Source organism: Pseudoalteromonas sp. APM04, from assembly GCF_022809815.1.
Classification (GTDB): Bacteria; Pseudomonadota; Gammaproteobacteria; order Enterobacterales; family Alteromonadaceae; genus Pseudoalteromonas; species Pseudoalteromonas marina.
Genome location: NZ_CP094441.1, coordinates 2,899,529 through 2,913,743, shown reverse-complemented (window position 1 = coordinate 2,913,743; position 14,215 = coordinate 2,899,529). Strand labels below are relative to the sequence as shown.

The 14,215-nt window shown below is 40.9% G+C and carries 14 protein-coding genes; 10 read left to right on the top strand and 4 right to left on the bottom strand.

Going from position 1 to position 14,215, the window contains the following annotated elements:
* Nucleotides 1–42: 42 nt before the first annotated feature.
* From MTP24_RS13490 to tolC, 3 genes are all read right to left on the bottom strand, one after another.
* Nucleotides 43–615, bottom strand: coding sequence for a toxin co-regulated pilus biosynthesis Q family protein (locus MTP24_RS13490; protein WP_033025327.1), 573 nt, complete (start codon nucleotides 613–615; stop codon nucleotides 43–45).
* A 44-nt stretch (nucleotides 616–659) separates the two neighbouring features.
* Entirely contained in the window at nucleotides 660–1,586 is a 927-nt protein-coding gene (gene lpxL, locus MTP24_RS13485; RefSeq protein ID WP_010556574.1) for an LpxL/LpxP family Kdo(2)-lipid IV(A) lauroyl/palmitoleoyl acyltransferase, read from the bottom strand.
* Nucleotides 1,587–1,684: 98 nt separating this feature from the next.
* Entirely contained in the window at nucleotides 1,685–3,040 is a 1,356-nt protein-coding gene (gene tolC / locus MTP24_RS13480; protein WP_243531654.1) for an outer membrane channel protein TolC, read from the bottom strand.
* Between the two features lie 151 nt (nucleotides 3,041–3,191).
* On the opposite strand from tolC, the gene MTP24_RS13475 reads away from it, so the two are divergent.
* The 9 genes from MTP24_RS13475 (at nucleotide 3,192) to rraB (ending at nucleotide 12,277) form a co-directional block, all read left to right on the top strand.
* Complete coding sequence (locus MTP24_RS13475) at nucleotides 3,192–3,830, top strand: NUDIX domain-containing protein (RefSeq protein WP_008110587.1); 639 nt, start codon at nucleotides 3,192–3,194, stop codon at nucleotides 3,828–3,830.
* A 33-nt stretch (nucleotides 3,831–3,863) separates the two neighbouring features.
* Nucleotides 3,864–4,322, top strand: a complete 459-nt coding sequence (locus MTP24_RS13470) for a DUF1249 domain-containing protein (protein WP_243531652.1) — start codon at nucleotides 3,864–3,866, stop codon at nucleotides 4,320–4,322.
* On the top strand, nucleotides 4,309–5,094 hold the full coding sequence (locus MTP24_RS13465; protein ID WP_243531649.1) for a metallophosphoesterase: 786 nt from the start codon (nucleotides 4,309–4,311) through the stop codon (nucleotides 5,092–5,094). The genes MTP24_RS13470 and MTP24_RS13465 overlap by 14 nt, the downstream gene beginning before the upstream one ends.
* A complete protein-coding gene (locus tag MTP24_RS13460) occupies nucleotides 5,079–5,639 on the top strand; it encodes a YqiA/YcfP family alpha/beta fold hydrolase (protein WP_008128958.1) in 561 nt (186 codons plus the stop codon). The genes MTP24_RS13465 and MTP24_RS13460 overlap by 16 nt, the downstream gene beginning before the upstream one ends.
* A gap of 42 nt (nucleotides 5,640–5,681) precedes the next feature.
* Entirely contained in the window at nucleotides 5,682–7,571 is a 1,890-nt protein-coding gene (gene parE / locus MTP24_RS13455) for a DNA topoisomerase IV subunit B (RefSeq protein WP_243531646.1), read from the top strand.
* 29 nt (nucleotides 7,572–7,600) lie between these two features.
* Entirely contained in the window at nucleotides 7,601–8,695 is a 1,095-nt protein-coding gene (locus MTP24_RS13450) for a PQQ-dependent sugar dehydrogenase (RefSeq protein WP_243531644.1), read from the top strand.
* A 10-nt stretch (nucleotides 8,696–8,705) separates the two neighbouring features.
* Entirely contained in the window at nucleotides 8,706–11,003 is a 2,298-nt protein-coding gene (gene parC, locus MTP24_RS13445; protein ID WP_243531643.1) for a DNA topoisomerase IV subunit A, read from the top strand.
* 225 nt (nucleotides 11,004–11,228) lie between these two features.
* The gene (locus tag MTP24_RS13440; RefSeq protein WP_006793172.1) at nucleotides 11,229–11,942 is read left to right on the top strand and encodes a 1-acylglycerol-3-phosphate O-acyltransferase; all 714 of its coding nucleotides are present in this window, start codon (nucleotides 11,229–11,231) and stop codon (nucleotides 11,940–11,942) included.
* A complete protein-coding gene (gene rraB / locus MTP24_RS13435) occupies nucleotides 11,942–12,277 on the top strand; it encodes a ribonuclease E inhibitor RraB (protein WP_006793171.1) in 336 nt (111 codons plus the stop codon). Before MTP24_RS13440 ends, rraB begins: the two co-directional genes overlap by 1 nt.
* A gap of 219 nt (nucleotides 12,278–12,496) precedes the next feature.
* On the opposite strand, the gene MTP24_RS13430 is transcribed toward rraB, so the two are convergent.
* Nucleotides 12,497–13,468, bottom strand: a complete 972-nt coding sequence (locus tag MTP24_RS13430; protein ID WP_243531640.1) for a zinc transporter ZntB — start codon at nucleotides 13,466–13,468, stop codon at nucleotides 12,497–12,499.
* Nucleotides 13,469–13,736: 268 nt separating this feature from the next.
* On the opposite strand from MTP24_RS13430, the gene MTP24_RS13425 reads away from it, so the two are divergent.
* Complete coding sequence (locus MTP24_RS13425) at nucleotides 13,737–14,159, top strand: ATP-dependent zinc protease (RefSeq protein ID WP_058552430.1); 423 nt, start codon at nucleotides 13,737–13,739, stop codon at nucleotides 14,157–14,159.
* Nucleotides 14,160–14,215 lie beyond the last annotated feature (56 nt).

The following is a 14,215-nucleotide window of genomic DNA, read 5'->3' as shown; positions in this document are numbered from 1 at the left end:
TTTGATAAAAAAATCACGCAAAAGCGTGATTTTTTATCTAACTCATATGTTGAGTTTTAAGCAGTTAGCACGCACAAACTCAGAGGGCAATTCAGTAATTACTGCCGCTCTTTGCTTATTACAAAAGTAGGTGTAAACCTCGTGTTCAAAGTCATCATTTATAGCTCTGCCTACTTGGTACAGGGCTGAGGTGAAATTACTGTCGACCCTAAAATGATCTTTAACGACATAGTCTTTACTTAAGTACCAATAGAGCTCAATGCCTTCGCTTTTAGCATACTCAACTAAAACATCTTTCAATGTTGAACCGTTTTCGAAGCGCCTAGGCTCCACACTTCCTGTCCAACTTGCTGGCATGGGGGTAACAGTACGCGTACGCTGTTCTAAAACTCTATCGACAGTTTGATCTGGCTTTTTTAAACTCAATACGTATTGGTCGCGCTCTTTGTTGCTTTTAACTTGATTTCGAATCGAGGCATAAAAGCGAGATAACCCTTCGGCAGCGGCATTTTTAGATTCTTTTAAATCTAATGTTGGAACATTTCCCATTAAAAAGTACGCAGCAAGCGCTATTAATATGACTGCAAATGACAAGTACCTAATCCAAAACCACATTACAACAACCACCCTTATTTGTTCCTGTTATTGTTATACCATTACTATTTGTAAAATGAAGGAGTATTTTTATCTGGTCGCGTTTTAAAACGGCGATGTAGCCACATGTATTGTTCTGGTGCGGCATTAATTGATAATTCCATGCGTTGATTAACACGCGTGACATCGGCTTTGTCATCACCGCTTGGGAAGTTTTCAAGCTCTGGAATAATTTCTAAATGGTACTTTCCACTTTCGTCTCGGCGGGTAATCAAACTCATAGTTTCGCAATTTTTACTGCCAGCAAACATCAGTGTACCTGTTGTAGTTGCGGTATCTTGCACTGCATAAAAAGGGACGAATTCGCAGCGATTACGGCCGTAGTCTTGATCGGGTAGGTAGTAGCACACTTTTTTATTTTTTAAGGCTTTTAGTAAGCCTTTTACGTCTTTTTTACCGACCAAGTATTCATTAGAGCGAAGGCGGCCATTAGTCGTAAAGTACTCCATTAGTGGGTTGTTGTGCGGGCGGTAAAAACCGATACCCATACAGCCCAACCCCATTAATCGGCCTGCCATTTCAAGGTGTAAAACATGAGGTACTAGTAACAGTACGCCTTTTCCAGATTGTTGCACTCGTTCGAAGTGTTCAAGCCCTTTTAAAGACCCTAAAGCTTTTTTCGCTCGCCACTGCGGCCACCACCATGCCATTCCGGTTTCAACCATCGCAATGCCAGTGTTTTCCATATTTTTTAGCACCAATGCTTTTTGATCTTCGTCGCTCATATCAGGAAAGCAGCGTTTAATATTTACTTCGGCAATGTGTCGGCGGCGTTTCATGTATTTATGAACTAAACGGCCAAGTAGTTTGCCTAGGGCTAATTGAAGTTTTTGCGGAAGCCAAGAAATTAGGTATAAGAAAAAAACGCCAATCCACGTTAGCCAGTATCGAGGGCCTAAAAAAGATGCTTTAAAAGGAGATGAGGTGACCACAAAAATTGCTCTAAAATTAAAAACGCTAGTTTAACGCTAAGCGCTGTAAAATACAAAAAGCCAGCATGTAGCTGGCTTTGTATGTGTTTTTTGACTGCTTAGACTGCTTTTAAACCCTGGTTTATAGCTGCTAGGTCTTTGCTTGTTAGTGTACCCGCCGCTTGCTTTAAGCGCAGAGTAGACAGGACATAACGATAACGTACATCAGCAAGGTTACGTTTAGCATTGTATAGGTTTTGTGTGCTTACAAGTACATCAACAATTGTACGCGTACCGACCTCAAAGCCTGCCTCTGTTGCTTTTAAAGCACTTTGGGCAGATACAACAGCTTGCTCTAACGCTTTATAGGTTGCAATGTCAGACACTACTTGATTGTAAGACGTAATAACCGTGCGGGTAATTGCGCGGTAATTGGCTTCGTAATCTTGGCTAGCTGCCACGTAAAATGCACGTGCTTGATCAGTAGCTGCAACTGTTGCACCTCCAGAGTATAAAGGCAGGCTAAAGTTAAGGCCTACTGAGGTTGAGTCTGCACGAGGTTGTCTAGTTAGGCTTGTACCATTTATATCTGTATCTGTTAAAGAGTCGCCATAACTTGCACTTAGGGTTAGCTTTGGATAGTGACCCGCTCTTGCCAGTTTAATTTGATCTTGCGCTATATCTACGGTTACTTTAGCAACTTGCAAGCTAATATTTTTATCTTTAGCAATATTTAAAAAGTCGCTAGAGTCTCGAGCTGGCTTAGTTGTAGAAAATGTCTCTGTATTTAAAAAGTCTAACTTAGCGTGATATTTACCCGTAATTTCTCGTAGTTGCTCACGCGCTGTTTCTACTGAGTTATTAGCAATAATTTCTTGTGCAACAGAGTTGTCGAACTGTGCTTGTGCTTCGTGTACATCGGTAATTGCCGTTAAACCAACAGCGTAACGTTGTTTAGTTTGTTCAAGCTGGCGTTCGATGGCGCGTTTTTCCGTTTTAATAAATTCAAGGTTATCAATCGCACTTAAAACGTTAAAGTAGCCTTCCGCAACACGAACAATTAAGTTTTGTTTAGCCGAGTCGTATTGAGCATTTGCTTGCAACGCTTGTTTGTCTGCAATGTCTAATGAGTTCCATGCGCCTAAATCAAATAAAGTTTGGCTTAAGCTAAGACCACGGGTGAACTGATCAGAGTCGCTTTCGACTTTAACTTGGTTTGATAAATCCGTCACACTTTGAAAAGAGGTTGAGTCACTTTTTGTATAACCCATTGTTAAACCAATTTGCGGCAATAATGCAGCCATTGCAGTATCTGCTTGGTAAGATTGTGCGTCTGCTTGGGCTTTTGCTTTTAAAACGGTAGGATCGTTGGCCGTTGCAATTTCAAAAACTTGTAGTAAATCTTCAGCGTTTGCTGCTGTTGTGCCTAATGCGCATGATAAACTAACTAGCGCCGCAAGAATGTTCTTTTTCATGTGTTGTTCGGTCCTTAGACAATTTTTATACTAAAACCATGGTAACCTGTTTTACGTAATAACTAAAAATAAAAAGAGTAAAACAGTGCGTCGAAATGTAACAGAATATATTAACGTACTTCAAAGTTTTTAATAAGTAGAGGATGCTTACGTGCCAGATAAAAAACTTGTTCAGTTTACGCATAAAGATGTCAGCGTAAAGCCGGTCAAAAATTTGTATAAAGGCTTTTTTCAGGTTGATTTGTATCAGTTTGAACATGCCTTGTTTGCGGGCGGTAAATCAGAACTTATTAGTCGCGAGATTTTAGAGCGTGGAGACGCCATTGCTGTGTTGCCTTACGACCCCATATCAGACACTGTGCTTTTAATAGAACAAATACGTATAGGGGCTATTAAAAGTAAACATTCACCTTGGCTACTAGAATGTATTGCTGGAATGACTGACGGCAGTGACGATTATGAATCGGTCGTAAAGAAAGAAGCGTACGAAGAAGCTGGGCTTAATTTAACAGAGCTTGAATTTATGCTTTCGTACCTTTCAAGCCCAGGAGGTACAACAGAGCGGTTACATTTATACCTAGCACGAGCCGATTTAAGTGACGTTGAGTCTGGTGTGTATGGCCTTGAAACCGAAGGTGAAGATATAAAAACTCATGTACTCAGCGTTGATGATGCGCTAACTCGCCTCAACAATGGTGAAATGGATAATGCTGCAACTGTTATTTGCATGCAGTGGCTTGCACTTAACCATGAAAAAATGAAACACAAGTGGACAGACTCTTCTTCATAGCCACAAATTGGCTCACAGTATAATGGTGGTATTTTGACAGTACAATTAGCAACAAATAGATATATCCAAAGCCTCCCAAAGTATTTAACGCTTTGTGAGCACAACTACTTACGACTTTTAAAATTGTTACCGGCTGAACGAGCGATTGGCTGCAGCCGAGAAGTGAAGTTGGGGAACAGTGAGTTTGCGACTACGATTGATGGCAGTGCAAAATACACTATGGATATTTCTATTAAGCAGCTAAGCGGCATGGTAAAGGGGATTGCACCGCTTTATTTAACTGTGAGGTTGTATCACGATGCTAAAGTGGCTGAAATTATCCATCACGATTATCATCAGCGTATTAAGCCTTCTTATGGTTACCCTAATCCAAAAATGCATCAAAAAGATGAAAAATATCAACTTAATGCATTTTTATACGACTGGCTTGTAGCCTGTGTAGAACACGGACAAGCAACGCTGAATTGGGATGTAAATAATGGCTTGGTTTGATGAACCTTACCTCATTGATAAGTCGTCGCTACGCATAGCACATATTACTGATTGTCATTTATTCTCAAATAAAGCAGGTGAGTACTTTGGCGTAAATACGGCGAATTACTTTGAACAGGCGCTGGCTCATATGGCTAAGCAATCCCTTGATTTTGTAATATTTGGCGGCGACCTTACACAAGATCATAGCGCAGAGTCCTATTTTTTATTTAGTGAGCTGATTAACCAAAGTGATTTAAGATGCCCTGTTTTTTGGGTTCCAGGTAACCATGATGACATTGCTCAGCTTAACCGAATGAGTGGTGGGCAAATAAATCGCGCTAAACATATAGTGGCAAATGGCGTTGAGTTACTTCTTATTAATTCTAAAGGGCCAACGCCTGCAGGGTGGGTAACAGGCACGCATTTGAATGAAATTACCGAACAGCTGTTTGCTTCGGCGAGTTCCAAAATTATGTTTTGTCACCATAACCCACTCCCCATTGATGGCTACCTAGACAAACACATGCTCGAAAACGGGCCGCAATTACTTAATATTTTAGTTAATAGCGAAAACGTTTTAGGCTTGTTTCATGGTCATGTGCATAATGAATACATGCAAACGTTTAGAGCGCTTCCCATTTACGCGACCCCAGCCAGTTCAGTGCAGTTTAAAAAACACAGCCCCCAATGGATACAGCAAGACCATGGGCCAGCATACAGGCTAATATGTGTAAGCACGAATAAAGAGAATATAAGCACAGATATGGAAGTAGTATGGCTAAACGGGTAATCTATATTCATGGTTTTAATAGCTCAGATAAATCATATAAAGCTGTGCGCTTTGGCGAGCTTATGGCACACTATGACGTTGACTATTGTGTACCGTGCCTAAACCATGAGCCCATACAAGCCATCATAGCGCTTGAGCAATTACTTACACCTAATACTGTTTTATTAGGAAGCTCATTAGGCGGATTTTTTGCCACGTATTTATCGCAGCGTTATCAAATTCCTGCTGTGGTTATAAATCCCGCGGTTGCGCCATACACTTTATTAAAGCCGTTGCTTGGTTTAAATTATAATCCGTATCAAGATTATCATTATGAATTGAATAGCAGCCACATAGCGGCTTTAAAAGCGTTGGCTGTTGATGACCTAAAGCACCCTGAATTACTGTATTTATTACAGCAAACAGGCGATGAAGTGTTAAATTTTCAACACGCAGTAAACTATTATTCGCAATGTAAGCAAAGGATCGAGTTTGGTGGCGATCATAGCTATCTTGGCTTTGAACAAACCTTTGCAAGTATTGTAGATTTTCTTAAAATCACGTAAAACTAGTTAAGCATAGCCTTAGCGCATATAAAGATAAAAACTATGAGTGATCAAAATTATAACGCCGAAGCCATTGAAGTACTTAATGGATTAGATCCGGTAAAAAGACGCCCCGGGATGTACACCGATACTGTGCGCCCAAATCATTTAGGCCAAGAAGTAATCGATAACAGTGTCGATGAAGCTATGGCGGGCCATGCAACTAAGATTGACGTAATTCTACACGAAGATAACTCGCTTGAAGTCAGTGATGACGGTCGTGGTATGCCCATAGATATTCACCCAGAGGAAGGTATTCCAGGTATAGAGCTTATTTTTACTAAGCTGCATGCCGGTGGTAAATTCTCAAACAAAAACTATCAGTTTTCAGGTGGTTTACACGGGGTAGGTATTTCAGTTGTAAATGCATTATCTACACGTGTAGAAGTAACGGTTCGCCGTGATGCACAGCAATACAGAATGGCCTTTGAAAACGGTGATAAAGTTGAAGATTTAAACGTTATAGGCACTGTCGGTAAACGTAACACCGGGACTACCGTTCGCTTTTGGGCCGATGCCAACTATTTTGACTCTGCTAATTACTCTATTACCAAGCTTAATCATTTATTAAAAGCCAAAGCGGTACTTTGCCCTGGTTTGCGTATTAAATTTGTTAATAAACAAACAAAAGAAACGCAAGAATGGTTTTACGAAACCGGCTTAAAAGATTATTTAATTGAAGCGGTTAAAGGTTTCGAAACGCTGCCACAAGACCCATTTGTGGGTGAGTTTAAAAGCGCTATTGAAGGTGTTGATTGGGCTGTGGTATGGCTGCCAGAGGGCGGTGAATCTATTGCTGAAAGCTATGTAAACCTAATTCCCACTGCGCAAGGCGGTACGCATGTTAATGGTTTACGCCAAGGCTTACTTGAGGCCATGCGCGAGTTTTGTGAATTTAGAAACCTATTACCTCGTGGTGTAAAACTTACCCCAGACGATATATGGGAGCGCTGTAGTTATGTGCTTTCGGTTAAAATGCAAGACCCTCAGTTTGCCGGCCAAACAAAAGAAAAACTGTCTTCACGCACGTGTGCGGCACTTGTTTCGGGTGTTGTAAAAGATGCATTTAGCCTTTGGTTAAATGAACATACAGATACAGCAGAGTTGTTAGCTGAGCTGTGTATATCAAACGCACAAAGTCGTTTAAAAGCCGCTAAAAAAGTAGTGCGTAAACGCGTTACAGCGGGCCCTGCATTACCAGGTAAACTTACCGACTGTAGTGCAGCAGATAACGACCGTACTGAACTATTTTTAGTAGAGGGTGACTCTGCTGGTGGCTCGGCTAAGCAAGCGCGAGATCGTGAGTTTCAAGCAATAATGCCGCTGCGTGGTAAAATTTTAAATACGTGGGAAGTTGAGTCAGGGCAAATATTAGCTTCGCAAGAGGTGCATGATATTTCGGTGGCTTTAGGGATCGATCCTGATTCAGCCGACATGAGCGGGCTACGCTACAATAAAATTTGTATATTGGCCGATGCTGACTCTGATGGTCTTCACATTGCCACACTGTTATGTGCTTTGTTTGTTCGACACTTTCCGCAGTTAGTAAAAACAGGTCATGTATACGTAGCAATGCCACCACTATTTAGAATAGATATTGGTAAAGAGGTATATTACGCCCTAGATGAAGATGAAAAAACCAGTATTTTGGCCCGTATTGAAGCAGAAAAAAAACGCGGTAAAGTAAACGTACAGCGATTTAAAGGATTGGGTGAAATGAACCCACTGCAACTTCGCGAAACCACCATGGATCCAAATACAAGACGTTTAGTTCAGCTAACACTTGATGAAGAAGTTCAAACCATGGAAATGATGGATATGTTACTTGCTAAAAAGCGTTCGCCAGACAGGCGCCAATGGTTAGAAGATCATGGTAACAAGGCACAAGTATAATGATACGTGTTGGCCACTAGGAGATAGAAATGAATAAACTACTAGCAAGTGTATTGTTACTGTGTTTAATAAGTGCGCCTGCAATGGCTAAAAACATACTAGACAAGCTTAGTGTTGCGCCTGGTTTTGAACTTAGTTTATTTGCAGACGACGTTGAAAATGCGCGCCAAATTGCAGTATCAAAAAAAGGCATTGTTTACGCAGGCTCGCGCAAAGCAGGTAATGTGTATGCGCTTATCGATCATAATAGCGATGGCGTAGCCGATAAAAAAATTGTGATTGCAGAGGGTTTAAATATGCCCTCAGGGCTGGCTATTAAAGAGGGTGATTTATACGTAGGTGAAGTGCATCGTATTATTCGCTTTAAAAATATAGACACCCAATTAAAAGATCCAAAGTTTGATGTGATCTACAACGCATTGCCTTCAGAGCGCCACCATGGCTGGAAGTTTTTACGCTTCACACCCACAGGCGAATTGCTTATTCCTGTCGGTGTACCTTGTAATATTTGCGCCGAAGACGAGCGCTTTGGTCGTATTTTTTCACTAAACGTAGAAACCAAGCAAATTAAAACAATAGCGCAGGGCGTTCGAAATACCGTTGGTTTTGATTTTCATCCAAGTACTCAGGCTTTGTGGTTTAGTGATAATGGCCGCGACATGATGGGCGATGATATTCCACCAGATGAAATAAACCGCGTAAGTAAAGAAGGGGAGCACTTTGGGTTCCCTTATATTCATGCCGGTGCGATTAGTGATCCTGAATTTGGTAAGGGAAAAAATATTGCTGATTACACGTCTCCTGCGCTCGCATTGCCTGCCCATGTGGCACCACTAGGTATTCATTTTTACAACGCAAAACAATTCCCAGCAAGCTACAAAGAGCAGTTATTTGTTGCTGAACATGGCTCATGGAATCGTAGTAAAAAAGCAGGCTACAAAGTAGCTATAGCCACAATAGAGCAAGGCCGTGTGACTAAATACACGCCGTTTATTACCGGCTTTATGAAAGACGAAACAACATTTGGACGCCCAGTTGCATTTGCAGAGTTAGGTGACGGCAGTCTGTTAGTAAGTGACGATTACGCCAATGTAATCTACCGCGTAAGCTATAAGAAAAACTAGGTAAGCTTTAATGAGTGATACAGATACCTTGCTAATGCAAGGAATAGAGCAACAAACAATGGGGCGCTTTACTGAAGACGCCTATTTAAACTATTCCATGTACGTCATCATGGATCGTGCTTTGCCACATGTTGGTGATGGCTTAAAACCAGTGCAGCGTCGTATTATTTACGCGATGAGCGAATTAGGCTTATCGGCCGCAGCTAAATACAAAAAGTCAGCTCGTACCGTGGGTGACGTACTCGGTAAATATCACCCTCATGGCGATAGTGCTTGTTACGAAGCCATGGTACTTATGGCGCAACCGTTTTCGTATCGCTATCCACTTGTCGATGGTCAAGGAAACTGGGGTGCTGCTGATGATCCAAAATCATTTGCTGCAATGCGTTATACTGAAGCGCGTTTATCTAAGTTTTCTGAAGTACTGCTTAAAGAGCTTGGCCAAGGCACAGTAGATTGGACACCAAACTTTGATGGTACACTAGACGAACCGGTTGTATTGCCCTCACGCTTACCGCATATTTTACTTAATGGCATTACTGGTATTGCTGTTGGTATGGCAACTGATATTCCGCCTCATAACGTGAGAGAAGTAGCCAGTGCATGTTGTTTATTACTCGATAAACCAAAGACAGAGCTTGATGAATTATTAGAGCTAGTACACGCACCTGACTACCCAACCGATGCAGAAATAATTACCCCAAAAGCCGACATTCATAAAATATATAAAACCGGTCGAGGCTCAATTAAAATGCGTGCGGTGTATACCGAAGAGCAAGGCGATATAGTGATCACCGCGCTTCCGCATCAGTGTTCAGGCGGTAAAGTACTTGAGCAAATAGCAGCGCAAATGAACGCGAAAAAACTGCCTATGATTGCTGATTTACGTGACGAGTCAGATCACGAAAATCCAACACGTATAGTGATTATACCGCGCTCTAATCGTATTAAAGCTGAGCCATTAATGGCTCACCTGTTTGCGACCACCGATTTAGAGAAAAACTACCGTGTTAACTTAAACATGCTCGGGCTAGATGGCCGCCCGCAAGTCAAAGACCTGCGTAGTATTTTAAGTGAATGGCTCATGTTTAGGCGCGAAACTGTTCGTCGTCGTTTGCAGTATCGTTTAGATAAAGTACTCGCACGCTTACATATTTTAGAAGGCTTATTAGCAGCATTCTTAAATATTGATGAAGTGATTGAAATTATTCGTAGTGAAGATAAGCCAAAGCCTATTTTAATGCAGCGCTTTGATTTAACCGATATACAAGCAGAAGCTATTTTAGAGTTAAAACTTCGCCATTTAGCTAAACTTGAAGAGTTTAAAATTCGTGGTGAGCAAGACGAGCTTGCTAAAGAGCGTGATAAATTAGAACTCACGCTTGGTTCAGACCGCCGTATGTCAACGTTGCTTAAAAAAGAAATTCAAGAAGCGGCAGAAATGTATGGCGACGATCGTCGTTCTCCTGTTATCGAGCGCTCGGAAGCTAAAGCCCTTAATGAAAAAGATTTAATTCCATCAGAATCAGTGACTGTTGTTCTTTCTGACAAAGGGTGGGCACGCGTTGGTAAAGGTCATGACTTGGATGCAGAAGGTTTAAGTTACCGCTCAGGCGATGCCTACAGAGCTTCAGCTCGCGGTAAGAGTAATCAGCCCGCCGTATTTTTAGATTCAGCAGGGCGTGCATTTGCAACTGATGCACATAGTTTACCGTCGGCACGTAGCCAAGGCGAGCCAATGACTGGGCGTTTTAACTTAACAACAGGTGCAAATTTTGAGCACGTTGTTATGGCTGAAGATAGCCAAGTATTACTTATGGCATCGGACGCGGGTTACGGTTTTATCACTGATTTTAAAGATCTTGTGAGTAAAAACAAAAACGGTAAAGCGTTAGTGAGTGTGCCTAAAGGCGGTATTTTACTCAAACCAATTAGAGTGAGCGATGTAGCTAGCGATTACTGTATGGCTATTTCTAATGAAGGACGCATGCTTTTATTTCCACTACGCGATTTACCTAAACTAGGTAAAGGTAAGGGGAATAAAATTATTTCTATCCCTGCTGCAAAGGTACAGGCTCGTGAAGAGTTTGTGAAAGTACTGGCTGTTGTCCCTCTAGGAAGTAGCGTTACATTGCATGCCGGTAAACGCAAGCTAACCCTTAAACCAACAGATTTAGAGCATTACCATGGTGAACGAGGTCGTCGAGGTAACAAGTTACCGCGAGGCTTGCAGCGTGTTGATGAAGCCGTTGTTGAGCTAACGCCTCAAGATGAAGAGCCTGTTGAAAGTACAGCAGATGAATCATAAGCTCTGAGCTCACGTATTACGGCCTGCAATTGCAGGCCGTTTTTGTTTTTAGAGCCCAATTTTTACCATTTTATTGTTATGTGTTGAGCAATTAATTTTAGCATTGACTCTATTTCAGCGTACAGTTGTTCGCTATTGTCTCGTCTGTGTCACAAAATAACGCTATAATAGTGTCATAGTGCGTAATGACATGCGCACCGCACACAATTGATTTGGAGAACGAGTTTGTTAGCTGTAATACGTGTTTTTATTATGTTTATGTTTATATTATTGAGTTGTATTTTTGGTTTATTACTTTCATTAGTCAGGCCTTTTCACCCAAATAATGTTCACATAATTGCAGGTTGGTTTGGTTCTATGGCCAAAATGATCGGTGTTAAATTAGTGCTGACACGCCATCAAGATGCTGAGAATATTGGCCCTGCAGTGTACGTTGCAAATCATCAAAATAGCTATGATTTATTTACAGTACCAGCAATGGTACCAAAAAACTGTGTAAGCCTTGGTAAAAAGAGCCTAAAGTGGATCCCATTTTTTGGCCAACTTTATTGGCTGTCGGGCAATATTTTAATAGATAGAGCGAATCGTTCAAAAGCGGCTGGTACTATTTCAAAAGCAGCTGAAAAAATTAAGAAAAATGGGTTATCTATATGGGTATTTGCAGAAGGTACACGAAGCTATGGGCGCGGTTTATTACCTTTTAAAACAGGTGCTTTTCATACCGCGATGAGTGCGGACGTGCCAGTGGTTCCCGTGTGTATGAATACAACGCATAAAACCATTAAGCTAAATCGTTGGGATAATGGTACAATTTACATCGAAATGTTAGCGCCTATATCACTTGATAAAAGTATAAGTGCGCGAGAGCACGCTCAAAACGTACATACTGTTATGGCTGCTAAAATAAACGAATTAGATGCTCAAGTGAGAGAGAAATAATGGAAAACTGGCGCGAAATAAGTGAAGACATCGTAAGTTCACTACTTGAAGATGGATCAGATCCTGAAATACTTTATGAAGTAGAGCACCACTTTGTGTGTGAAGACTTCCCTAAACTAGAGCAAGCCGCATTGGCTGCTTTTAAATTAGGCTACGATGTTGAAGAGCCAGCAGAGCTTGAGCTTGAAGACGGCAGCAAAATTTGGAGCTTCGACATAGTCGTAGAAGCTGAGCTAGACGTAGACGTCATTATGGAAGACGTTGATAAACTAGCAGCACTTGCTGTCGAATGCGACGTTGAGTACGACGGTTGGGGCACTTACTTTCAAGAGTAATTAGCGACTCAAGTATGAAAAATAAAAAAGGCGAGCATTTAATAATGCGCGCCTTTTTAGTTTTTAATTGATGGCTATATAAGGTTCATATCAATACTTAATAAACTAGAAGGGCTAAACCTGGGAGGCAATGGTTTAAACTTAGGTATTTAGAATAACAAAATATTTTCCCTGTCATCGACATTATTTTTCAGCCTCCAGATAGATTATTTAATACTATTAGAGCCACTTTTTATTTTTAAAATACACACCAATACCACCAGTAAGTATCACTAAAAAAACAATAAACAGCGTAAATGCATAGGGGTTGTCTGTACCAGGAATTCCCCCAACGTTTACCCCAAGCAAACCTGTTAAAAAGCCTAGCGGTAAAAACAAGGCAGCTACTACCGACATCACATACATACGTTGGTTTAGCTGCTCAGAAACATGGTTAGTAACTGTTTGTTGAATAATTTGTGCACGCTCTATTGAGCTGTCTAGCTCTTCAAGGTAGCGAATAAGTAAGTTAGTGGTTTCGTTTAGCTTTGCCTTATCGTCATCTAAAAGCCACTCATAATGACCGTTTACCATTGTAGTGAGCGCCTCTTTTTGAGGCTTTAAATAACGCTTAAGCGCAATAGTTTGGCGGCGTAACTGCGATAGCGCTTGGTTGTCAAAACGCTTACTTGGCTCGTCTATTTCTTCTTCAAAGCCATCAAGTGTTTCATCTAACGAGTTAATAACACTTTGCATACGTGAAGTTAGCTTTTGTGTAATAGCACACACAAGCTCTGATATAGAACACGGGCCTTTATTGTCTTTTAACGAACAAAGTACATCGTCAATAGATAAAAGGCGACGCTTACGCGAAGTGATGACTATATTTTCGTTAATAAATAAACGTACCGACACCATGTCTTCTGGGCTTTGCGCCGGGTTTAAGTTTACACCGCGCAAAAACAGCAAGTGCCCATTTGTAGACTGAGTGATACGTGGGCGTGTTTCATCTGCCGTAAATGACTCTAGCTCATAATCGGTTAAAAGCTCACAGTGTTTGAGCCAGTTCACAACATCGGGTTGGCTATAATCCATATGGACCCATAATTTGCCTTGCTCAGGTTGCCAGTTGTGAAGATCTTCGCTGCTTTGTATAGCGCGAGCACCGCCTTTTTCATCAAGCACTAGGGCGTGAAGCAAACCGTTAATCATAATAATGTCTCATAATAGTGTAATTTTAATACTATAAACTATAGTGTATCTAACTGACCAAAACATATTTACTTTTAATAAGTTAAGGTACTTTTTAAATTATTGGTCTAGCTTAAATGCTGGTTTGATTATATTGCAGCAAGACGTGCATTGTGAGACTAATAGACATTAAAGATCAATCAAATTGATTCATCAGTAAGATAAATTTATTTTGTTGGTCTTTTTATTTCTATAGCGTATAAACCTCTTTTTTACAAAGGGCACATTTATGACGACAAAAATAACAATAGGTTGGCGTGAGTGGTTAAGTTTACCTGAGCTTGGTATTGAGCGGATCAAGGCTAAAGTTGACACTGGTGCGCGTACTTCATGTATTCATGCTATTAACATTGAAGAATACGAAGTTGATGGCGAAAAGTGGGTTAAATTTATAGCTCAACCATTACAAGATGACGAAGAAACTCAAATTACTTGTAATGCTAAAGTGAAAAAAATGAAATACGTAACCAGCTCCAGTGGTGAAAAGCAATTGCGTTATTTTATAGAAACAACATTACACGCGGGTGAACATAGCTGGCCTATTGAAGTCACCCTCACAAGCCGCGCAACCATGAAGTTTAGAATGTTGCTAGGTCGAACAGCCATGGAGAATCGTGTCGTTGTTGACACGGCTTTATCTCATTTATTATAAAAAGTATTGGGCTTATGCTGCAAAAAAGCAGCCATTAAGCACTAATGCTGTAAAAT

What these genes read in the sequence shown, in the direction of transcription:
- MTP24_RS13465 (WP_243531649.1), top strand. Translation starts at nt 4,309, where the DNA reads ATGGCTTGGTTTGATGAACCTTACCTCATTGATAAGTCGTCGCTACGC.
- MTP24_RS13490 (WP_033025327.1), bottom strand. Translation starts at nt 615, where the DNA reads ATGTGGTTTTGGATTAGGTACTTGTCATTTGCAGTCATATTAATAGCG.
- MTP24_RS13425 (WP_058552430.1), top strand. Translation starts at nt 13,737, where the DNA reads ATGACGACAAAAATAACAATAGGTTGGCGTGAGTGGTTAAGTTTACCT.
- MTP24_RS13450 (WP_243531644.1), top strand. Translation starts at nt 7,601, where the DNA reads ATGAATAAACTACTAGCAAGTGTATTGTTACTGTGTTTAATAAGTGCG.
- rraB (WP_006793171.1), top strand. Translation starts at nt 11,942, where the DNA reads ATGGAAAACTGGCGCGAAATAAGTGAAGACATCGTAAGTTCACTACTT.
- parE (WP_243531646.1), top strand. Translation starts at nt 5,682, where the DNA reads ATGAGTGATCAAAATTATAACGCCGAAGCCATTGAAGTACTTAATGGA.
- MTP24_RS13430 (WP_243531640.1), bottom strand. Translation starts at nt 13,468, where the DNA reads ATGATTAACGGTTTGCTTCACGCCCTAGTGCTTGATGAAAAAGGCGGT.
- parC (WP_243531643.1), top strand. Translation starts at nt 8,706, where the DNA reads ATGAGTGATACAGATACCTTGCTAATGCAAGGAATAGAGCAACAAACA.
- tolC (WP_243531654.1), bottom strand. Translation starts at nt 3,040, where the DNA reads ATGAAAAAGAACATTCTTGCGGCGCTAGTTAGTTTATCATGCGCATTA.
- MTP24_RS13460 (WP_008128958.1), top strand. Translation starts at nt 5,079, where the DNA reads ATGGCTAAACGGGTAATCTATATTCATGGTTTTAATAGCTCAGATAAA.